At 68.9% G+C, this 19,631-nt stretch carries 20 protein-coding genes; 17 read left to right on the top strand and 3 right to left on the bottom strand.

Going from position 1 to position 19,631, the window contains the following annotated elements; genetic code table 11:
- The first annotated feature begins 70 nt into the window (after positions 1–70).
- The 4 genes from K6753_RS10715 to K6753_RS10700 are packed head-to-tail and all read left to right on the top strand — an operon-like array spanning position 71 to position 4,828.
- Entirely contained in the window at positions 71–1,303 is a 1,233-nt protein-coding gene (locus tag K6753_RS10715) for an NnrS family protein (protein WP_223676425.1), read from the top strand.
- Positions 1,304–1,342: 39 nt separating this feature from the next.
- Positions 1,343–1,744 carry a SirB2 family protein gene (locus tag K6753_RS10710; protein WP_223676424.1) on the top strand — a complete coding sequence of 134 codons (402 nt, stop codon included), beginning with the start codon at positions 1,343–1,345 and terminating at the stop codon, positions 1,742–1,744.
- The gene (locus tag K6753_RS10705) at positions 1,728–3,737 is read left to right on the top strand and encodes a pyridoxal phosphate-dependent decarboxylase family protein (RefSeq protein ID WP_223676423.1); all 2,010 of its coding nucleotides are present in this window, start codon (positions 1,728–1,730) and stop codon (positions 3,735–3,737) included. The genes K6753_RS10710 and K6753_RS10705 overlap by 17 nt, the downstream gene beginning before the upstream one ends.
- The gene (locus K6753_RS10700; protein WP_319936667.1) at positions 3,734–4,828 is read left to right on the top strand and encodes a PLP-dependent cysteine synthase family protein; all 1,095 of its coding nucleotides are present in this window, start codon (positions 3,734–3,736) and stop codon (positions 4,826–4,828) included. The genes K6753_RS10705 and K6753_RS10700 overlap by 4 nt, the downstream gene beginning before the upstream one ends.
- A gap of 54 nt (positions 4,829–4,882) precedes the next feature.
- Here K6753_RS10700 and K6753_RS10695 read toward each other — a convergent pair whose 3' ends face one another.
- The 3 genes from K6753_RS10695 to fabA form a co-directional block, all read right to left on the bottom strand.
- Positions 4,883–5,383: a DnrO protein gene (locus K6753_RS10695; protein WP_223676422.1), complete on the bottom strand. Its 501-nt coding sequence runs from the start codon at positions 5,381–5,383 to the stop codon at positions 4,883–4,885.
- 134 nt (positions 5,384–5,517) lie between these two features.
- Complete coding sequence (gene fabB / locus K6753_RS10690) at positions 5,518–6,753, bottom strand: beta-ketoacyl-ACP synthase I (protein WP_223676421.1); 1,236 nt, start codon at positions 6,751–6,753, stop codon at positions 5,518–5,520.
- Position 6,754: 1 nt separating this feature from the next.
- Positions 6,755–7,279, bottom strand: a complete 525-nt coding sequence (gene fabA, locus K6753_RS10685; protein WP_255591642.1) for a 3-hydroxyacyl-[acyl-carrier-protein] dehydratase FabA — start codon at positions 7,277–7,279, stop codon at positions 6,755–6,757.
- A 387-nt stretch (positions 7,280–7,666) separates the two neighbouring features.
- Between fabA and nirK the strand changes: the two genes are divergently transcribed.
- From nirK to K6753_RS10620, 13 genes are all read left to right on the top strand, one after another.
- Positions 7,667–9,193, top strand: coding sequence for a copper-containing nitrite reductase (gene nirK, locus K6753_RS10680; protein ID WP_223676420.1), 1,527 nt, complete (start codon positions 7,667–7,669; stop codon positions 9,191–9,193).
- 1 nt (position 9,194) lies between these two features.
- Positions 9,195–9,983: a formylglycine-generating enzyme family protein gene (locus tag K6753_RS10675; protein ID WP_223676419.1), complete on the top strand. Its 789-nt coding sequence runs from the start codon at positions 9,195–9,197 to the stop codon at positions 9,981–9,983.
- Positions 9,980–10,576, top strand: coding sequence for an SCO family protein (locus K6753_RS10670; RefSeq protein ID WP_223676418.1), 597 nt, complete (start codon positions 9,980–9,982; stop codon positions 10,574–10,576). Before K6753_RS10675 ends, K6753_RS10670 begins: the two co-directional genes overlap by 4 nt.
- A gap of 177 nt (positions 10,577–10,753) precedes the next feature.
- Complete coding sequence (gene ccoN / locus K6753_RS10665) at positions 10,754–12,241, top strand: cytochrome-c oxidase, cbb3-type subunit I (protein WP_223676417.1); 1,488 nt, start codon at positions 10,754–10,756, stop codon at positions 12,239–12,241.
- A gap of 15 nt (positions 12,242–12,256) precedes the next feature.
- Positions 12,257–12,886, top strand: coding sequence for a cytochrome-c oxidase, cbb3-type subunit II (gene ccoO / locus K6753_RS10660; protein ID WP_223676416.1), 630 nt, complete (start codon positions 12,257–12,259; stop codon positions 12,884–12,886).
- Between the two features lies 1 nt (position 12,887).
- On the top strand, positions 12,888–13,025 hold the full coding sequence (locus tag K6753_RS10655; protein ID WP_223676488.1) for a cbb3-type cytochrome oxidase subunit 3: 138 nt from the start codon (positions 12,888–12,890) through the stop codon (positions 13,023–13,025).
- Positions 13,022–13,960 (top strand): cytochrome-c oxidase, cbb3-type subunit III, encoded by a 939-nt coding sequence (gene ccoP, locus K6753_RS10650; protein ID WP_223676415.1) that lies wholly within the window; start codon positions 13,022–13,024, stop codon positions 13,958–13,960. The genes K6753_RS10655 and ccoP overlap by 4 nt, the downstream gene beginning before the upstream one ends.
- Positions 13,957–14,259, top strand: a complete 303-nt coding sequence (locus K6753_RS10645; RefSeq protein ID WP_223676414.1) for a hypothetical protein — start codon at positions 13,957–13,959, stop codon at positions 14,257–14,259. Before ccoP ends, K6753_RS10645 begins: the two co-directional genes overlap by 4 nt.
- Positions 14,260–14,262: 3 nt before the next feature.
- Entirely contained in the window at positions 14,263–15,825 is a 1,563-nt protein-coding gene (locus K6753_RS10640; protein WP_223676413.1) for a 4Fe-4S dicluster domain-containing protein, read from the top strand.
- Entirely contained in the window at positions 15,822–16,343 is a 522-nt protein-coding gene (locus K6753_RS10635; protein WP_223676412.1) for a FixH family protein, read from the top strand. The genes K6753_RS10640 and K6753_RS10635 overlap by 4 nt, the downstream gene beginning before the upstream one ends.
- A gap of 8 nt (positions 16,344–16,351) precedes the next feature.
- Positions 16,352–18,739 carry a heavy metal translocating P-type ATPase gene (locus tag K6753_RS10630; RefSeq protein WP_223676411.1) on the top strand — a complete coding sequence of 796 codons (2,388 nt, stop codon included), beginning with the start codon at positions 16,352–16,354 and terminating at the stop codon, positions 18,737–18,739.
- A complete protein-coding gene (gene ccoS, locus K6753_RS10625; protein ID WP_223676410.1) occupies positions 18,736–18,918 on the top strand; it encodes a cbb3-type cytochrome oxidase assembly protein CcoS in 183 nt (60 codons plus the stop codon). Before K6753_RS10630 ends, ccoS begins: the two co-directional genes overlap by 4 nt.
- Positions 18,908–19,627, top strand: coding sequence for a sulfite exporter TauE/SafE family protein (locus K6753_RS10620; protein ID WP_223676409.1), 720 nt, complete (start codon positions 18,908–18,910; stop codon positions 19,625–19,627). The genes ccoS and K6753_RS10620 overlap by 11 nt, the downstream gene beginning before the upstream one ends.
- The last annotated feature ends 4 nt before the right edge of the window (positions 19,628–19,631 follow it).

Raw genomic sequence — 19,631 nt, 5'->3', positions numbered from 1 at the left:
GTGCTCCACCGGCCGGCCCCGCGTGATCTGGATCAATGCCGCGCCAGGATGGATTGGGCATCCTGCAGCCATGGACACCACACGCCGAAACTCCACCCCGGGCTTGTCTCCAGCTGCGCTGGGCCGCGCGCCGCACCGCCTGATGTTCTTCATCGGCGCCACCAACCTGCTGCTGGCCATGGCCTGGTGGGCGGCGTGGCTGGCGTCGACGCGCTGGGCGATTTTCGCGATGCCGCAGCCGACGCAGTTCGCCGGGTGGCTGCACGCCTTCGTCATGCAGTACCAGATGCTGCCGAGCTTCTTCTTCGGCTTCCTGCTCACCACCTTTCCCAAGTGGATGGGGCAGCCCGAGTTCGAGCGCTGGCGCTATGTGCCCGTGGGTCTGGGGCTGTTCGGTGGCCAGCTGGCCACGCTGCTGGGCGCGATGGGCTGGGATGCGGGCATCACGGTGGGCCTGTTGATGACGATCGGCGGCTGGCTGGCCGGCCTGCTGACGCTCGCCCCGCTGCTGTGGCGCGAAGAGGGTGCGACGTGGCACGCGCGCTCGTGCTTCCTTGCCTTGAGCCTGGGACTGCTCGGCGTGCTGGCCTGGTCCGCGTTCGTGCTGGGTGCCAACCCGCTGTGGGCGTTCGCCAGCATCAAGATCGGCACCTTCGGCCTGCTGCTTCCCGTCTACGTGACGGTCGCCCACCGCATGTTCCCCTTCTTCGCCAGCCGCGTGGTGACCCACTACCCGCAATGGCGGCCGCTCTGGCTGCTGGCGGCCTTCTGGCCACTGAGCCTGGCGCATCTGGTGCTGGAACTCTTCCACGCCTATGGCTGGCTATGGCTGGTTGACGTGCCGCTGCTGGCCCTGACCACGCTCATGCTGTGGCGCTGGTGGCCGCGCGGGCCCAAGCCGGGGATCCTGGCCGTGCTTTTCATCGGCATGGCGTGGCTGCCCATCGCGCTCGCGCTGTACGTCGGCCAAAGCTTTGCCTACGAGCTGACCGGCGTGTATTGGCTGGGCCGGGGACCGGCGCACGCGCTGTTCATCGGCTTCTTCGGCAGCGTGCTGGTGGCGATGGTGACGCGCGTGACCCAGGGACACTCGGGCCGCGCCCTCGTGATGTCGCCGGCGGCATGGTTCGCGTTCGTCGCCATCCAGCTGGTGGCCGTCACCCGCGTGGCCGTGGAAATCGCACCCGACGGCGCGGCGTGGCAGGCGGTGGCCGCGATCGGCTGGCTGCTGGCGTTCGCGCCCTGGGTCGCGCGCATCGGCCGCATCTACCTGACACCCCGCATCGATGGCCGCCCCGGCTGATCGACGTCCACCGCACAGCGCCCGCAAAGGAACCGGCCCGTGATCGAGTTCTATCCGCAGATCAAGCACGTACACATCATGACCGCCGTCGCCAGCGGCCTGCTGTTCGCCCTGCGCGGCGCGGCGTCGCTGGCGGGCATGCGCTGGCCGCAGTGGAGCGTGGTGCGCTGGACCAGCTACGGCATCGACACCACGCTGCTTACGGCGGCCCTAATGCTGCTGACGATCCTCCCGGGCGGCATGTTCGCCAACGGGTGGCTGGCGACGAAGATCGCGCTGATCGTGCTGTACGTCGTACTGGGCGTGTTCGCGCTGCGTCGCGGCCGTACCACGCGCACGCGCGCCGGCTTCTACGCCGCCGCCCTGGCCACCTTCGCCATGGTCTACACCATCGCCCGCGCGCACCATCCACTGGGAATCTTCAATGGCCTTCTCGGCTGAACCCACCGCAGCCGGCACCCCGTCGGCAGCGCTGCCCCACGTCGCGACGGACGCGGACCGCGGCTTCCTCGATGCCCTGTTCCTGGGCCCCTACGGGGAGAACGACACCCTGCTTGAGAAGCTGGTGGTGGAGTTCCTGCGCGACCACGTCTACTGGCGCCGCAACTTCCACCCCGAGGATCCACCGGCGATCCCCACCAACGCCGCCCAGCAACCCGGCTACCAAGCCTTCGAGGCACGGCTGCGCCGCGAGCTCCACCAGCTGTCGGCATCGCTGAAGCGATCGGTGCCCTTCCACAGCCCACGCTACATCGGGCACATGGCTTCGGACCTGCTGCTGCCCGGGTTGGCGGCGCAGATGCTCACCCTGCCCTACAACCCCAACAACGTCAGCGAGGACGCCGCCCCCGTCACCATCGACCTGGAGGTCAAGGTGGGGCTGCAGCTGGCACGGATGCTGGGCTACCCCAGCGACCCCGCGCAGCCGCACTGCGCCTTCGGGCACCTGACTTCCGGCGGCACCGTGGCCAACTACCAGGCGTTGCGCCTGGCGCTGGCGCTGAAGGCCTTTCCCGTCGCGCTGCGCAGCGCCGCCGTGCCCGACCTGGAACTGCCTGCCGACGACTGGGCCGCGTTCAACACCGGACCCGATGCGGCCACCGCACTGCTCGTGCAATGGCAGGACTGGCTGGCGCAGCAGTCGCCGCGCGAGCGGCGCCGCTGGCGCGAAGCCGTGCAGGTGCAGCGCATCGAGCACCTGGGCATGGCCGGCTTCTTCGCCCGGCATGCGGACCTGAAGGTCCCCAAGGTGCTGGCGCCCATCACCGCCCATTATTCGTGGAGCAAGGGCCTGAAGCTGATGGGCCTGGGCCGGGCCCAGCTGGAGCTGCTGCCCGAGCGCGGCATGCGGCTGGATGCCGACGCACTGGAGGCGACGCTCCAATGCTGCGAGCGCGAGCGCCAACCCGTGCTCATGGCCGTGGCGGTACTGGGCACGACCGAGTACGGCACGATCGATCCGGTCGATGCCGTGGTCGATGCCCGCGACCGGGCGCAGCAACGCGGGCTGGGCTTCAGCGTGCACGTCGACGGCGCATGGGGCGGATACCTGGCCACGCTGTTCCGCAATCCCGACGGCAGCCTGCGTGCCCTGGACGAGGTGCGCGGCGGGTTCGCGCGCTTCCCGCTGCCGGAGGTCCACGCCGCCTTCGCCGCGCTGGGCCGCACCGACTCGGTCACCGTCGACCCGCACAAGCTGGGCTACCTGCCCTACGGCGCCGGCGCTTTCATCTGCCGGGACCATCGTGCGACGGCGCTGCTGGCGGAAGCCGCCGACTACGTGTTCCGCGAGGGCGCTGCCGGGCCGGATGTGGCTGCCAACTACCTGTCGCGCTACCGGCAGCTGGGCCAGTTCGTACCGGAGGGATCCAAATCCGGCGCGGCCGCAGCAGCCGTGTACGTCACCCACCAGGTGTTGCCGCTGGACCACCTCAACTTCGGGCGGCTGCCCGCGCAGACGGTGCTGGCGGCCGAAGCGCTGCACGAGGCCGCCTGGCGACTGGCCCGCGAACTGGACGGGGTGGCACGCGTGGTGGTGCCCTTCGCGCCCGACAGCAACCTCGTGTGCCTGGCGATCAATCCGTGCGGCAACACCGATCTGGCCACCGCGAATGCCTTCGTGCGCCGCATCCACGACGACCTGCGCTGCGATCCCGGCCAGCCCCTCCAGCTCAAGCAGTTCTTCGGCTCCATGACCACCCTCCGACCCGATGCGGTGGGCGACGTGGAAATGCGGCGCATCCTGGGCTCGATCGGGATCGATCCCGCGACGCTGGATCCGGACGGGGCCAACGACAACGACCGGCTCGTCATCCTGCGCCACACGCTGATGAACCCCTACCTGGTCGACCACGCCAACGGCATCAGCTACATCGACCGGTACCTGGCGTACCTGGGCAGGCGCATCCGCGGCCTGCTGGCGAACCGAACGTGACCCCGCCCCCTGCCGCCGCGGCGCAGGACCTGCGCGGGTGGATCGCGCAGTCGCTCGCGCACCTGCGGCAGGAGGCCGCGCGATCGGCCGACACCCACCTGTTGAAACTGACGTTCCCGGGTTTCCCGGGGATCGATTTCTACTTCAAGGACGAGGCCGCCCACCCGACCGGCAGCCTCAAGCACCGGCTCGCGCGTTCCCTGTACCTGTACGCGTTGTGCAACGGCCGACTGCGGCCGGGCCAGCCAGTGGTCGACGCGTCCTCCGGCAGCACCGCGATCTCCGAGGCCTGGTTCGCGCGCCTGCTGGGGCTGCAGTTCACCGCGGTGATGCCGGCCTGTACCGCCCCGCGCAAGATCGCGGACGTGCAGGCACTCGGGGGCCATTGTGATCTGGTGGAGGATCCCGCACAGGTGTACGAGCGCGCCGCCTGGCATGCCGCACAGGGGGCCTGCCACCTGGACCAGTTCGGCCTGGCCGAGCGCGCCACCGACTGGCGCGGCAACAACAACATCGCCGAGTCCATCATCGGCCAGCTTGCCGGTGAACCGCACCCCGAGCCCACATGGATCGTCTGCGGCGCGGGCACTGGCGGCACCTCGGCCACGATCGGTCGCTACCTGCGCTACCGCAGCCTGCGGACCGGCCTGTGTGTCGCCGATCCTCAGGGCAGCGCGTTCATTCACGGCTGGCGAGAACGTGACCGTGCGGCCACCTGCAGCTCGTCGACGGTGATTGAAGGTATCGGCCGTCCGCGGGTGGAACCGGGCTTCCTCTTCGACGTGGTGGACGAGGTCGTCGACGTCCCGGACAAAGCGTCCATCGCCGGCATGCGGCTGCTGGAGGAACACCTCGGCAGGCGCTATGGCGGCTCATCGGGCACGAACCTCGTCGGTTGCCTGCGGCTGGCTACGCGCATGCGTGCGCAGGGCAAGACCGGCAGCATCGTCAGCCTGCTCTGCGACCCGGGCGAGCGCTACGACCGCACGCTCTACGACCAGGCGTGGCTGGCACAGCGGGGACTGGATGCGTCCGGCGCCGAGGCGGCGTTGCGAGCGACGCTCGGCAGCGGCGAATGGCACGAGCCCTGACCCCGGTTCGCGCTCGAACGTCGTGATTGCGCAGGGCGCACGCAGGAGCCGCCTTCAACGCGGGAAGTCGGGATCGTCGAAGAGCCGCGTGTAGTCCGCGACCGCCATCTCCATCGCATCCAGTGGCGCGAGGTCGGAGGGGTTGGCATCCAGCGCGTTCGCCCCGGCCATCAACCGGGCAAGCAGTTGGTGCAGGGCCGCATCGGGCTCGGGCGCGAGCTCGCACTGGGCGAACATCGAGGCAGCAGCGTCGTTAACGCTTTGCGCCAGTTTTTTTACCTGCGCAGGACCAAGGTGGCTATGGCGCCCGTGGTCGAGGGCGTCCACGATCGCTGCCATGCGGCGCATCCCCTGTTTCAGTGGCGCGTCGACTTCGAAGCGGCGGCCTGCCACGTTGGAATGAGACGCTGACCCATGCGCCAACGGGGCAACATGGGCGGCATGCGGGTGCGCGCCCCGCCCCGTCTGCGGTTGCTTGTCCTGCTCGGGCGCGGCCATCGCAAGGGCCGGGCAAAGCACCAGTAGCCACAGGCAGGTTCGGGTGGATGCTTGCATGGCTGCTCCGGGTCGGTCGACGTGGCGTGGCGTGGCGTGGACACGATGCTAGCCGCCCACCGGGCGCCGGCCCCTGATCCAGGTCAACGGCACGGCGGGCGATCCAATGCCACCCGCCGCACCCGTTCCCGGGCTCAGACTGCCGAGAACACCAGCGTTGCGTTGGTGCCGCCGAAGCCGAAGCTGTTGGACATGACCGTCCCCAGTTGCATCTCGCGGCTCTCGCGAAGGATCGGGAAGCCCTCGGCCTTCGGGTCCAGCACCTCGATGTTGGCCGAGCCGGCCGCGAAGCCGCCCTGCATCATCAACAGGCAGTAGATCGCCTCGTGCACGCTGGCCGCGCCGAGCGAATGGCCCGACAGCGCCTTGGTCGACGAGAGCGGCGGCACCTCCTGCCCGAAGACCTCGCGCACCGCCGCCAGTTCGACCACATCGCCCACCGGCGTCGAGGTGCCGTGGGTGTTGAGGTAGTCGATGGCTCCGACGCGGTTACCGTCAAGCCCCTCGAGCGCCATCTTCATGCAGCGCACCGCGCCTTCGCCGGACGGCGCGACCATGTCGACGCCATCGGACGTCACGCCATAGCCGACCAGCTCGGCAATGATGTCGGCGCCACGGGCCTTCGCGCGCTCGTAGTCCTCCAGCACCAGCATGCCGCCGCCTCCTGCGATGACGAACCCGTCGCGGTCCACGTCGTAGGGACGCGAGGCCGTTGCCGGCGTGTCGTTGTGCTTGCTCGACAGCGCGCCCATCGCATCGAACTGGGCGGTCATGGCCCAGTGCAGCTCCTCGCCCCCGCCTGCGAACATCACATCCTTGCGGCCCAGTCGGATCAGGTCGGCCGCCGCGCCGATGCAGTGCGCCGAGGTGGCGCACGCGGCCGAGATCGAATAGCTCAGGCCGCGGATGCCGAACGCGGTGGACAACGCCGCCGACACCGTGGACCCCATCGTGCGCGGCACCATGTACGGGCCGACCTTGCGCACACCTTTGTTGCGCAGCAGGTCGGCGGTCTCGGTCTGCCACTGCGGCGAACCGCCGCCGGACCCGGCGATCAGTCCGGTGCGGGTGCTCCGCACCTGCTCTTCGTCCAGGCCGGCATCGGCGATGGCATCGCGCATGGCGACATAAGCGTAGCCGGCGGCATCGCCCATGAAGCGCTTGAGCTTGCGGTCGATCTGCTCGGCCAGGTCGATCTTCGGCGCACCCGCCACGTGGCTGCGCAGGCCCAGCTCGGCGTATTCGGGAACGAAGGTGATCCCCGAGCGGCCTGCGCGCAGTGATTCGGTAACGCTCCCGCGGTCATTGCCCAGGCACGAGACCAGGCCCATGCCGGTTACGACGACTCGCCGGCCTGCTTGAACGCCCATCTCAGAAGCCCTCCGTAGAGGTGAACAGTCCCACTCGAAGGTCGCTTGCGGTGTAGATCTCGCGACCGTCCACGAGCGTGCGCCCGTCGGCGATCACCAGTTCCAGCTTGCCGCGCATCACGCGGCGAATATCGATCTCGTAACTGACCAGCTTCGCGTCGGGCAGCACCTGCCCGGTGAACTTCACCTGCCCCACGCCCAGCGCCCGGCCGCGCCCCGGCGCACCCAGCCACGGCAGGTAGAAGCCACACAACTGCCACATCGCATCCACGCCCAGGCAGCCAGGCATTACCGGGTCGCCCTGGAAGTGGCAGTCAAAGAACCAGAGGTCCGGGCGGATATCGAGCTCGGCGCGGACCACGCCCTTGCCGTGCGCACCGCCCTGGGTCGAAATCTCGGTGATGCGATCGAACATCAGCATCGGCGGCAACGGCAGCCGCGCATTGCCGGGGCCGAACATCTCGCCACGGCCGCATGCCAGCAGTTGTTCGTAATCGAACGAATTAGGTCGATCCACTTCACCCATCACGCATCACCCTGCAAGTCGAAAGCGACAAATTTACCCAACGCGAGGCGTTCGCACATGACGAGGGTCAACCGGCGCCTCCATACCGGTGCGTATATAGACGCTGGTGAATCCTGGGCCGATCACGGTTATTAGTGGACCGGGGCCCCGCTGATCGAACCGTCAGCTGGCAACCGTGCGATCTCGCCCAACCCTCGTGCAGGGGTGCTGGTTCCCCGATCCGCTTGCCGCCCCCGAGCGCTTCCGAAGTCCACGTCCGCCAGGGACCAGCTTGCAGCCAGGCTTGGATAATTTGATTCGGATCATTGCGCCAGTGGCCGCCGGGAGTATGGTTGGGCCTGCGCCCGCCTGCGCATTCACGTATCCGGGATCACAAAGGGGATTCACATGTTCCGTGCCACCCGACTCATGGCTTTTGCCGCCATGGCCGCGCTGCTGCTTTCGGCCTGCGACCGTGACAACAATGCCGATTCCGCTGACACGCCGCGTGCCGAGGCTACCGACGGCGAAACCGGCGGTTCGCGCAAGGGCGACTTCGGCCCACCTCAAGGCCAACCGGTCGAGGCCGTCCTGACCAGCCCGCCGCTGGTGCCGCCGCCCACCGGGCGCGACTACCCGGCCAAGGTCATCGTCGAGCTGGACGTGGTCGAGAAGGTCATGCCGATCTCCGAAGGTGTGGACTACACCTTCTGGACCTTCGGCGGCACCGTGCCAGGCAGCTTCATCCGCGTGCGCCAGGGCGACACGGTCGAGTTCCACCTGCGCAACATGCCCGACAGCAAGATGCCCCACAACATCGACCTGCATGGCGTAACCGGTCCCGGTGGCGGCGCGACGTCGAGCTTCACCGCGCCCGGCCATGTCACGCGTTTCAGTTTCAAGGCCCTCAACGCCGGCCTGTACGTTTACCACTGCGCCACCGCGCCGGTGGGCATGCACGTGGCCAACGGCATGTACGGCCTGATCCTGGTCGAGCCGCCGGAGGGCCTGCCTCCCGTCGACCGCGAGTACTACGTCATGCAGGGCGATTTCTATACGACGGGCAAGTACCGCGAGAAGGGCCTGCAGGGCTTCGACATGGAAAAGGCCATCGACGAGAACCCGACGTACGTGCTGTTCAACGGCGCCGAAGGCTCGCTGACCGGCGACAAGGTGCTGACGGCCAATACCGGCGAGAACGTGCGCCTGTACGTGGGCAACGGCGGACCCAACCTCGTCTCCAGCTTCCACGTGATCGGCGAGATCTTCGACAAGGTCTGGTACGAGGGCGGCACCAAGTACCAGGAAAACGTGCAGACCACCCTGATCCCGTCCGGCGGCGCGGCCATGATGGAGTTCCACATGGAAGTGCCCGGCAGCTACGTGCTGGTCGACCACAGCCTGTTCCGCGCCTTCAACAAGGGTGCGCTGGGCATCCTCCAGGCCAGCGGCCCGGAGAACAAGGAGATCTACTCCGGCCTGGAGGTCGACGCGGTCTACATCGGCGATCGCGCGCAGCCCAACATGGAAGCCGTCGCCAAGGCGGCCGAGTCGGCCAGCACCGGTGATCTCACCGTGGAGCAGCAGGTCAAGGCCGGCGAGGCCCTGTTCCTGGGCACGTGCTCCACCTGCCACCAGCCCAATGGCGAGGGCATGGAAGGCGTGTTCCCGCCGCTGGCCAAGTCCGACTACATCGCCGCCGACCCGAAGTCGCTGCCGCGCGTGATCCTGCACGGCCTGCAGGGGCCGGTGACGGTCAACGGCGTGGACTACAACTCGATCATGCCGCCGATGAGCCAGCTGACCGACGACGAGGTCGCCAACATCTCGACCTACGTGCTCAACAGCTGGGGCAATCCGGGTGGCCGGGTGACCAAGGCCGAGGCGGCCGAAATCCGCAAGGCCAAACCGGCCAACGCCTCCGCCGGACACTGATGTGCGCGGACTGCACGTCATCGCGCTGGCCCTGAGCCTGGCCCTGGTCCTGCCCGCGGCAGGCCAGGGTGCGGCGGGCGGCGGCTACGTGAAGCTGCCCGGTGGCAGCTTCCGCAGCGCGCTGGACTACGAGGACGTCGCCGGCAACGTGCGCGTGGCGCCCTTCGCGCTGATGAAGCAGCCGGTGACCAACGCGCAGTTCCTCGCGTTCGTGAAGTCCAATCCGCAGTGGCGGCGCGACCGCGCGCCAACGGTCATGGCCGAGCCGCGCTACCTGTCGCACTGGGCAGGCCCCACCGAGCTGGGCGCAGATGCAGCGCCCGCCCAACCGGTGGTGCAGGTCAGCTGGTTCGCGGCCTCGGCCTATTGCGAGGCGCAAGGCGCGCGACTGCCGACGTGGAACGAATGGGAGTACGCCGCCGCGGCAGACGAGACCCGGCGCGACGCACGTAAGGACCCGGTCTGGCGCGAGCGCATCCTGGCCTGGTACTCGCGGCCGTCCAACACCGCCTTGCCCAGGGCAGGCCTGCAAACCCCCAACGCCTATGGCGTGCAGGACCTGCACGGCCTGGTCTGGGAATGGACGGACGACTTCTCCTCGCTGCTGGTCGATGCCGACAACCGCAACCAGGGCGACCCGGACAACGCCCGCTTCTGCGGCGCGGGTGCGCTGTCGATGGACGACCGGGACAACTACGCGGTGTTGATGCGCGTGGCGATGCTGTCCTCGCTCAACGCCGCCGACACCACGGCCAACCTCGGCTTTCGCTGCGCCCGGACCCTGCCATGACACGTCGCCTTTCCCTGCTCCTGATGTGCGCGTGGCTCGTATCGGGCCACCCGGGTCTTGTATCGGCCCAGCCCGCGGCCGCCACTGCCCTGCCGCGCGACTCGGTCTACCAATTGGACCTCGCGCTGACCACGCATGAAGGTCGGCGCGAGCCGTGGTCGGCACACCGGGGCAAGCCCCAGCTGGTGTCAATGTTCTACACCTCGTGCCAGTACATCTGCCCCTTGATCGTGGACGCGGGCAAGGCCGTGGAGCGCGAGCTCGGGCCCAAACAGCGCCAGCGCCTGGGCATCTTGCTGATCAGCATGGACCCGGAGACCGACACGCCTGCCGCGCTGCGCTCGGTGGTGGAGAAGCGGCGCCTCGACGGCACCCGCTGGACCCTTGCCAGCCCGCAGCGCGCCCAGGTGCGCGCCGTGGCCGGCGTGTTGGGCATCCGCTACCGTGAACTGGCCGACGGCGAGTTCAACCACACCAGCGCCCTAGTGCTGCTGGACAAGGACGGGCGGGTGCTGGCACGGACCGAGCAGATGGGCAGCCAGCCCGACCCCGAGTTTCTGGCGGCAGTACGCAAGGCGGTCGGACCTGAATAGGTATACGGGAGCCATCCCGGCCCCATGACGGGCCTACCCGGCGCCTCGCGCCAGACCGGCTTCCTGCAAGGCAATCCGGCCTCCCGCTCACGAAACCCGGAGAAGTGACTTGACCCAAGTCAAAGAAAACTGCACTCCCTCCACCGACAATACCGCAAGCTCATTCGGGGCAACTCCATGACCCTCCAACAATCGGCCACCGTGGCCGAAGCCCGCGGCGTGCCTGCATCCGGCGCGCTCGACGGTTTCTACAACGACAAGGTGGTCCGGCAGTTCGCCGTGGCCACCGTGGTCTGGGGCATCGTCGGCATGGCGGTCGGCGCGTTCATCGCCGCCCAGCTGTACTGGCCGACGCTGGGCGAGGGCATCCCGTGGCTCAGCTACGGCCGCCTGCGCCCGCTGCACACCAACGCGGTGATCTTCGCCTTCGGCGGCAGCGCGCTGTTCGCCACCAGCCTGCATGTCGTGCAGCGCACCTGCCACGTGCGGCTGATCTCCGACAAGCTCGCGTCGTTCGTGTTCTGGGGTTGGCAGGCGGTGATCGTGGCCGCGGCCATCACGCTGCCGCTGGGCATCACCCAGAGCAAGGAATATGCCGAGCTCGAGTGGCCGATCGACATCCTGATCACCATCGTCTGGCTGGCCTACGCGTGGCTGTTCTTCGGCACCATCGCCAAGCGCCGGGTCAAGCACATCTACGTGGCCAACTGGTTCTACGGCGCCTACATCATCACCATCGCGCTGCTGCACGTGGTCAACAACTTGGCGCTGCCAGTGGACATGGGCAAGTCGTACCAGGTCTACACCGGCGCCGTGGATGCCATGGTGCAGTGGTGGTACGGCCACAACGCGGTCGGCTTCTTCCTGACCGCCGGGTTCCTGGGGATGATGTACTACTTCGTTCCCAAGCAGGCCGGGCGGCCGGTGTACTCCTACCGTCTGTCGATCGTGCACTTCTGGGCGCTGATCGCCGTGTACATGTGGGCCGGCCCGCACCACCTTCAGTACACCGCCCTGCCCGACTGGGCGCAGTCGGTGGGCATGGTGTTCTCGCTGATCCTGCTGGCGCCGAGCTGGGGCGGCGCCATCAACGGCATCCTCACGCTGTCGGGCGTGTGGCACAAGCTGCGCACCGACCCGATCCTCAAGTTCCTGATCGTCTCGCTGAGCTTCTACATGATCGCGACCTTCGAGGGTCCGATGATGTCGATCAAGACGGTCAACTCGCTGAGCCACTACACCGACTGGACCGTCGGCCACGTGCACGCCGGCGCGCTGGGCTGGGTGGCGATGATCTCGATCGGCTCGATCTACGCGCTGGTGCCGCGCCTGGTGGGCCAGAGCGCGATGTACTCCACGCGCTGGATCGACCTGCACTTCTGGATCCACACCCTGGGCGTGGTGCTCTACATCGTCTCGATGTGGATCGCCGGCGTCATGCAGGGGCTGATGTGGCGCGCCACCAACGACGACGGGACGCTGACCTACAGCTTCGTGGAGGCGCTCAACGTCACCTACCCCTACTACCTGGTGCGCCTGGGCGGCGGACTGCTGGTGCTGACGGGCATGGCGCTGATGGCGGTGAACATGTGGAAGACCTTCGCCATGGCGCGCACCGTCGACCAGCCCGTGCTGCCCCCCGAACCCAGCCAGGCGCGCGCCTGAGCGCCGGAGCATCGTATGAGCGATAACAACAACAGCCACGGCCACGAGAAGGTCGAGAAGAACGTCGGCCTGATGGCGGTGCTGATCGCGGTGGTCGTGTCCTTCGGCGGCCTGGCCGAGATCGTGCCGCTGATGTACCAGGCCGAGGCCGTCGAACCGCTGCCTGGGGTCGAGCCCTACCCGGCCCTGCAGCTGGCCGGTCGCGACGTCTACGTGCGCGAGGGTTGCTACAACTGCCACTCGCAGATGGTGCGCACGCTGCGCTTCGAGACCGAGCGCTACGGCCACTATTCGCTGGCTGGCGAGTCGGTGTACGACCGGCCCTTCCAGTGGGGTTCCAAGCGCACCGGTCCGGACTTGGCGCGCGTGGGCGGCCGGTACTCGGATGACTGGCACCGCGTGCACCTGGTCGACCCGCGCGCGGTCGTGCCCGAGTCCAACATGCCGTCGTTTCCCTGGCTGGCCGAGACGTACGTGGACGGCGAGGACGTGACCCGCCGGATGCGTGCGCTCAAGACGCTGGGCGACCCGTATTCGGAAGCCGACATCGAGCAGGCCGCCGCCGACGTGCGCGGCAAGACCGAGCTCGATGCGGTGGTCGCCTACCTGCAGAACCTGGGTCGCAACGTACCGGGGGGTGGCTGATATGTGGTCGGGCATCGTGACCACCGTGTTGCTGGTGGCGTTCGTGGTGGGCTGGATCTGGGCCTGGAGTCCGCGCCGCAAGCGCGACTTCGACGAGGCGGCGCGCCTGCCGCTGGATGACGAGGAGACGCGGCGATGAGCGCGGGTTGGTCGTGGTACGTCATCGCCCTTGTGGCGTTCAACATCCTGGGCTGCGTGTGGCTGCTGTGGTGGACGGCGCGCCGCCGCCCCGGCGACCCGGCGCCCACCGAGACCAGCCATGTCTGGGACGGCGACATCACCGAGTACAACAAGCCGCTGCCCCGCTGGTGGATCAACCTCTTCTACCTGACGATCATCTTCAGCATCGGCTACCTGCTCTGGTACCCGGGGCTGGGTGCGTTCGCCGGTTACGGCGGCTGGACCTCGCAGGCCGAGCACGACCTGGAGAAGTCCAGGCAGGACGCGCGCCTGGAGGAGACGTTCGCGATCTACCGCGGCAAGCCGTTGCCGGAACTGGCCCGTGATCCCGGCGCGGTCGCACTGGGGCGCGGCATCTTCGCCAACACCTGCGCCACCTGCCACGGCTCGTCCGCGCAGGGCGCCATCGGCTACCCCAACCTGGCCGACGACATCTGGCACTGGGGCGGCCAGCCCGAAGACGTGCTGGCCACCGTCATGGACGGCCGCGAAGGCGTGATGCCGCCGTGGGGCGTCGTGCTGCGCGGCATGGGCGGCGAGCAGGCGATCGACCAGACCGCGCGCTACGTGCTGGCGATGGCCAGCCCGGACCCGGCCGCCCTGCGCGACTTCGACGCGGTGCGTGGCAAGAAGTACTTCGACGGTGTGTGCGTCGCCTGCCACGGTGCCGACGGCAAAGGCAATGCATCGCTCGGCGCGCCCGACCTCACCGACGACTACTGGATGTACGGCAAGTCGATGGCGAGCCTGCGTGAGACGATTTCCAATGGCCGCCACGGGGTGATGCCGGCACACGGCGAGTGGCTGGGCGAGACGCGCTCGCGACTGGTCGCGGCGTACGTGTGGTCCCTGTCCAACACGCAGGCGGCCGGCACGGGAGACACCGCCGAATGAGCACACCGCGCCCCGGCACGGAGATCGACCACCCGCCCCGCCCGCTCGCGCAGCGGCTGGGCGCGATCCTGTGGCCGAGCTTTTTTGCCGCCGGCGTCTGCACGATGGTGTTCTTCGCCTTCGTCGACCCGCTGGCGCTGCGCGACATCACCCTGCCGGGCTGGGCGGTGACGCGTGAGCTGGGCTACACGGTCGGGTTCTTCATGTTCTGGGGGGCGACATCCGCCTCCAGCCTGTTCACCTGGTGGCTGCTGCGGCCGGCGCGACGGTTCAACCGCGCACTGCCGCCGGAAAGCTGAGCAGTGAGCAGGTCCATCCCCCTCTCGGTCGTCGACGACGGCAGCAACAGCCTCTACGTCAGCGAGCGCAAGATCTATCCACGCGAGGTCAAGGGCCCGCTGGACAAGCTGCGCACGCTGGCGGTGGTCTGGCTGCTGGGCATGTTCTACGTCTTCCCATGGTTGCAGTGGGACGGCCGCCAGGCGGTCCTGTTCGACCTGCCGGCACGCAAGTTCCACGTCTTCGGGCTGACCTTCTGGCCGCAGGACTTCCTGTTCCTGGCGATGCTGCTGATCATCGCGGCACTGGCGCTGTTCTTCTTCACCGCGCTGGCCGGGCGGCTGTGGTGCGGCTACGCCTGCCCGCAGACGGTCTGGACGGAAGTGTTCCTGTGGATGGAGCGCTGGACGGAAGGCGACCGCAACAAGCGCATGAAGCTGGACGCGGCGCCGTGGTCAGCCGGGAAACTTGCGCGCAAGGGGGCCAAGCACGTGCTGTGGCTGGTGTTCGCGCTTTGGACCGGCTTCACGTTCGTGGGCTTCTTCACCCCGATCACCGAGCTCGGCGCGCGCGCCTGGCCGTTCCAGTGGGGCGGCTGGGAGACGTTCTGGGTGCTGTTCTACGCGCTGGCCACGTGGGGCAATGCCGGTTTCCTGCGCGAGCAGGTCTGCAAGTACATGTGCCCGTACGCACGCTTCCAGAGCGCGATGTTCGACCGCAACACGCTGCTGATCGCCTACGACCCGATGCGCGGTGAGCCGCGCGGTCCGCGCAAGCGCGGGCTGCTGTCGGGGGTGCAGGAGCGAGCCCGCGGACTGCTCGACAAGTTCACCGCCTACGACTACGTCTTCCGGGCCGGTCGCCATCCCACCGCCGCGGACAATCGTGCGCAAGCCGAGGGCAAGGCGGGACTGGACGTGGATTACGAGTCGGTCGTTGCTGCCGCCCAGCCGCTGCCGAAGTTCCCCCCCGAGGAGCTGGGCGACTGCATCGACTGCACGCTGTGCGTGCAGGTCTGCCCGACCGGCATCGACATCCGCAATGGCCTCCAGTACGAATGCATTGCGTGCGGTGCCTGCATCGATGCCTGCAACGACGTCATGGATCGCATGGGCTACCCCCGCGGCCTGATCCGCTACTCGACCCAGAATGCGATCGACGGCAAGCCCACGCGGGTCCTGCGTCCCCGCATCCTGGTGTACGGCGCGGCGCTGCTTGCGCTCATCGTTGCCTGGACGTGGGGCGTGACCCACCGCGAACCGCTGATCGCCGAAGTGCTGCGAGACCGTAATGCCCTGTTCCGCGAGACGGTGGGCGGCATCGAGAACGGCTATACCTTGAAGCTGGTCAACAAGACCGATGGAGACGAGGTCTACGTGATTTCGATGGCGAGCACGGCCACCGGCCTTGAACTGCAGCCGGTCCAACCGGTCAGCGTGCCCGCCCAGCAGGTCGCCGAGATCCCGCTCACCGTCACCGGGCAAGGCACGTTGCGCGGGAGGCACGATGTCGAAATCGTCGTGCAGTCCCGCGATGGCGAAGCACGTGCAGATGTCGACACCACCTGGTTTGGACCCATGCAATGAGCTCGTTCTTCTCCCACTGGCGCAATCCCGTCATCTGGCTGGTCATTGGCCTGCCGCTGGTGGCCATCGTCGCGGGCGTGGGCCTGATCGTGGTCAGCGTGCGAAGCGGCGGTAGCGACGCCGTACCCGAGGAGGTCCGGCGCACCGCGCAGGTGCAAATGGCCGACCTCGGCCCCGATGCCCGCGCGGCGCAACTCCAGCTGCGCGCCGTTGTGCGCGTGGACCGCGAGCTCGGATTCGTGGACGTGATCCCGGCGGCCGGCGATTTCCCGGAGGAGGCCGCGCTGGTGCTCACGCTGGTGCATCCGGCCGCGCAGGCCTCCGACCGGCGCCTTGAGTTGCAGCGCAGCGATGCGGGTTGGCGTTCGGACGCGATCGACACCGATGCGATCACCGCGGGCGCGTGGAACCTTGTCCTGCAGGACGACGCGGCGACATGGCGGCTGCAGGGACGGCTCGACGAAGGGACGCTGGCCGCGGTCGTGCAACCGGCGTTGAAGGGCCCGGCCGGACGGTGAACGCGGCAGTGAGCGGCGCGCTGGCATCGGCGACCACTGCCGCTACAGGCATGTGCGCGCATTGCGGCGACGCCCTGCCCCGCGCCACCGACAGCTTCTGCTGCGAAGGCTGCGCGGCCGCCTCGGCCTGGATCCGCGAAGCCGGGCTGGACGATTACTACCGCCTGCGCGATGCACCGGCCGGACGCGTCTCCCCGGAGTTGGACCCGGCGCAGTTCGACCTGTGGGACCGCCCCGAGATCCACGCCGAACACGTCGTCAGTCGCGACGACAACCTGGAAACGACGCTGCTGACCGACGGTATGCGCTGCGCGGCATGCGCATGGCTGATCGACCGGGCCCTGCACCGCGAGGCGGGCGTGGCATCGGTGTCGGCCAATGCGGTGACCGGCCGCGTGCGCGTGGCGTGGGATCCCGCGCGAACCCGCCTGTCGCACGTCGTGCAACGCATGGCGGCGCTGGGATACGCGCCCTCACTGGCCACCGGAACGGCCGCCGAGGATGCACGCCGCCGCACCCGCAACCGCGACCTGCTGCGCCTGGGCATCGCGGGGCTGGGCGCGATGCAGGCGATGATGCTGGCCGAGGCGCTGTACCTGGATTTCAACGCGTCGATGCCGCTGGCCACGCGCGACTTCTTCCGCTGGATCACGCTGCTGGTGTCGACGCCGGTGGTCTTCTATGCAGGCTGGCCCTTCATTTTCGGTGCGTGGCGCGAGTGGCGCCTGCGCCGGCTGGGCATGGACACTCTGGTGGCCGGCTCGACCCTGTTGGCGTGGGGCGCCAGCGTGGTCGAGACGGTGCGCGGTGGCCCGCACGTCTGGTACGACGCCGCCGTGATGTTCGTCTTCCTGCTGCTGGGTGCACGCATGCTGGAGCAGCGTGCGCGGCGAATGGCGAGCGCCCAGGTCGACACGCTGGCCCGTGCGCGGCCGGCGTTCGCACTGCGCGAGCGCGCGGATGGTTCGGTCGAAAACGTGCCGACACACGCGCTGGTGCCCGGCGACATCATCGGCGTCAGCGTTGGTGCGGTTGTCCCCGCCGACGGCGTGCTGCTGGCCGATGCGCTAGTCGAGGAATCCCTGCTCACAGGCGAGTCGGCGCCGGTGACGCGTGAAGCGGGACAACTGGTGTACGCCGGCAGCAGCGCGCGCCACCAGCCACTGCGCATGCGTGTGACCGGAACCGGCGCAGCCACGCGCCTGTCGGAGCTGGCGCGGCTGGTGGAGCACGCCCAGGCGATGCGTCCGGCCCTGGCGGTGACCGGCGAACGCATCGCGCACCGCTTCGTTGCCGCGCTGCTGGTGACTGCGGTCGTTGTGTACCTGGGCTGGCAGTGGCATGCGCCCGAACGTGCATTGGAGGTCACCCTCGCGCTGCTGGTGATCAGCTGCCCGTGCGCGTTGGCATTGGCCGTGCCTGCCGCACTGGCGACCGCGCAAGGCCAGCTCTCGCGCCTTGGCGTGCTCACGCTGACCGATCGCGCCCTCGACCGGCTGGCCGCGGCGACCGACATCGTCTTCGACAAGACAGGGACGCTCACGATGGGGCGCCCGTCGCTGGTACGCACGGACCTTGCCGACGGCGTCACGCCTGCGCGTGCGCTCGAGCTCGCTGGCGCGCTCGAGCACGCCAGCGGCCACCCGCTGGCTACCGCGTTCCCCAGCCCGCGGCCATGCGTCATCGCCTCCGAGCTGGTCCGCGTGCCTGGCCAGGGCATAGCGGGACGTGTCGATGGTCAGCCGCTGCGCATTGGCCAGGCGCCGTTCGCGGCTAACCGGGTCGATGACGGCGCCATCTGGCTCGGGGACGGCCACCACGCGCTGGCGCGCTTCGAGGTGCACGACGCCGCGCGACCCGACGCCTTGGCCGCGGTCGAGTCACTGGGCGCGCTCGATCTGACGGTGCGGATGGCCAGCGGTGATGCGGAAGGGCCGGTGGACGCGCTCGCGCGGGCGTTGGCCATTGCCTCGCCCGCCTCGCGACAGTCGCCGGAAGCCAAGCTCGCGATGGTCCGTGCACTGCAGGCCGGTGGCCGTGTCGTGGCCATGGTGGGTGACGGGCTCAACGACGCGCCGGTGCTGGGCGGCGCGGATGTGTCGATTGCCATGGGTCGGGGCGCTCCACTGGCGCAGCGCGCGGCCGACCTGGTCCTCCAGGGCGATTCGCTGGTCCGCATTCCGCAGGCCATCGAGGTCGCGCGGCGGACACGCACGGTGATCCGACAGAACCTGGCATGGGCGCTGGCCTACAACGTCATCGCCATTCCGCTTGCCGCCGCCGGCCTGGTCACGCCGTGGCTGGCCGCGCTCGGCATGGCGGCGTCATCTCTTCTGGTCGTGGGCAACGCGTTGCGACTGTCGCGGCCGGGGCGCGTACCGGGGGTGGCCGCGTGAGCATCCTGCTGATGCTGGTCCCGATCAGCCTGGTGCTGCTGGGGGTGGCGGTGTGGGCGTTCGTGTGGGCGGTACGACGCGGCCAGTTCGACGACCTGGATACGCCTTCGCTGGACATCCTGTGCGATGACCCGCGCGAGGCCCCATTGCCACCGGCACGTGACACCGATGCCGATTGACTGGCTGACCCTGTTGGCCGCTGCCGGCGCCGGCATGCTCGGCGGGCTGCACTGCGCCGCGATGTGCGGCGGCATCGCCACCGGGCTGTCGAGCATGGGCGGCGGAAGTCTTGCAGCCGCGGTGCAGGCCAATCTGGGCCGCGTCACCGGTTATGCCGTCGCCGGCGCGGTTGCAGGTGGCGTGGGCCACGGCATCGTCGACATCGCGCGGATGGAGTGGCTGGGGCCGGCCCTGCGATTGCTGCTGGGCGCGGTCATGGTCGCGATCGGCTGGAGCCTGTGGTCGAAGCGCCGCGTGCCGCTGCCGGGGGCACAATCGGGCGCCGCGCTCTGGAACAGGCTGCGGCCCCTGCAGCGTGGCCTGCTGCCTGCGGACCGGGCATGGAAGAGAATCGGGCTGGGCGCCTTGTGGGGCTGGCTGCCGTGCGGCCTGAGCGGCACGTTGCTGGTCGCGGCATGGCTGCAGGCCGATGCCCGCAATGGCGCGCTGACGATGGCGGCGTTCGGGCTGGGGACGCTGCCGCTGATGGTCCCCTTGGCCTGGACCGGCGCCCGCGCCCTGCAGGGTCGCCACGCCGCCGCGACGCGGCGCTGGGGCGGCGTCGCCATCATCGGAATGGGGGTGCTGACGATGGCAGCACCCTGGCTGGTCGCCCTGCCCCATATCGGACCGGTGCTGCACGCGCTGGGATGCGCGCCGCCGCGGTAAGCGG

This window comes from Novilysobacter selenitireducens, from assembly GCF_020026895.1.
In the GTDB taxonomy this organism is placed as follows: domain Bacteria; phylum Pseudomonadota; class Gammaproteobacteria; order Xanthomonadales; family Xanthomonadaceae; genus Lysobacter_C; species Lysobacter_C selenitireducens.
Note: the sequence above shows the minus strand (reverse complement) of the source record. Positions and strands in the feature narration are given on the sequence as shown.

Bases quoted from the DNA above. Each gene is read 5' to 3' on its own strand.
- K6753_RS10715 (WP_223676425.1), top strand. From the start codon at position 71: ATGGACACCACACGCCGAAACTCCACCCCGGGCTTGTCTCCAGCTGCG.
- K6753_RS10705 (WP_223676423.1), top strand. From the start codon at position 1,728: ATGGCCTTCTCGGCTGAACCCACCGCAGCCGGCACCCCGTCGGCAGCG.
- K6753_RS10695 (WP_223676422.1), bottom strand. From the start codon at position 5,383: ATGCAAGCATCCACCCGAACCTGCCTGTGGCTACTGGTGCTTTGCCCG.
- fabB (WP_223676421.1), bottom strand. From the start codon at position 6,753: ATGGGCGTTCAAGCAGGCCGGCGAGTCGTCGTAACCGGCATGGGCCTG.
- fabA (WP_255591642.1), bottom strand. From the start codon at position 7,279: ATGGGTGAAGTGGATCGACCTAATTCGTTCGATTACGAACAACTGCTG.
- nirK (WP_223676420.1), top strand. From the start codon at position 7,667: ATGTTCCGTGCCACCCGACTCATGGCTTTTGCCGCCATGGCCGCGCTG.
- K6753_RS10670 (WP_223676418.1), top strand. From the start codon at position 9,980: ATGACACGTCGCCTTTCCCTGCTCCTGATGTGCGCGTGGCTCGTATCG.
- ccoN (WP_223676417.1), top strand. From the start codon at position 10,754: ATGACCCTCCAACAATCGGCCACCGTGGCCGAAGCCCGCGGCGTGCCT.
- ccoO (WP_223676416.1), top strand. From the start codon at position 12,257: ATGAGCGATAACAACAACAGCCACGGCCACGAGAAGGTCGAGAAGAAC.
- K6753_RS10655 (WP_223676488.1), top strand. From the start codon at position 12,888: ATGTGGTCGGGCATCGTGACCACCGTGTTGCTGGTGGCGTTCGTGGTG.
- ccoP (WP_223676415.1), top strand. From the start codon at position 13,022: ATGAGCGCGGGTTGGTCGTGGTACGTCATCGCCCTTGTGGCGTTCAAC.
- K6753_RS10645 (WP_223676414.1), top strand. From the start codon at position 13,957: ATGAGCACACCGCGCCCCGGCACGGAGATCGACCACCCGCCCCGCCCG.
- K6753_RS10635 (WP_223676412.1), top strand. From the start codon at position 15,822: ATGAGCTCGTTCTTCTCCCACTGGCGCAATCCCGTCATCTGGCTGGTC.
- K6753_RS10620 (WP_223676409.1), top strand. From the start codon at position 18,908: ATGCCGATTGACTGGCTGACCCTGTTGGCCGCTGCCGGCGCCGGCATG.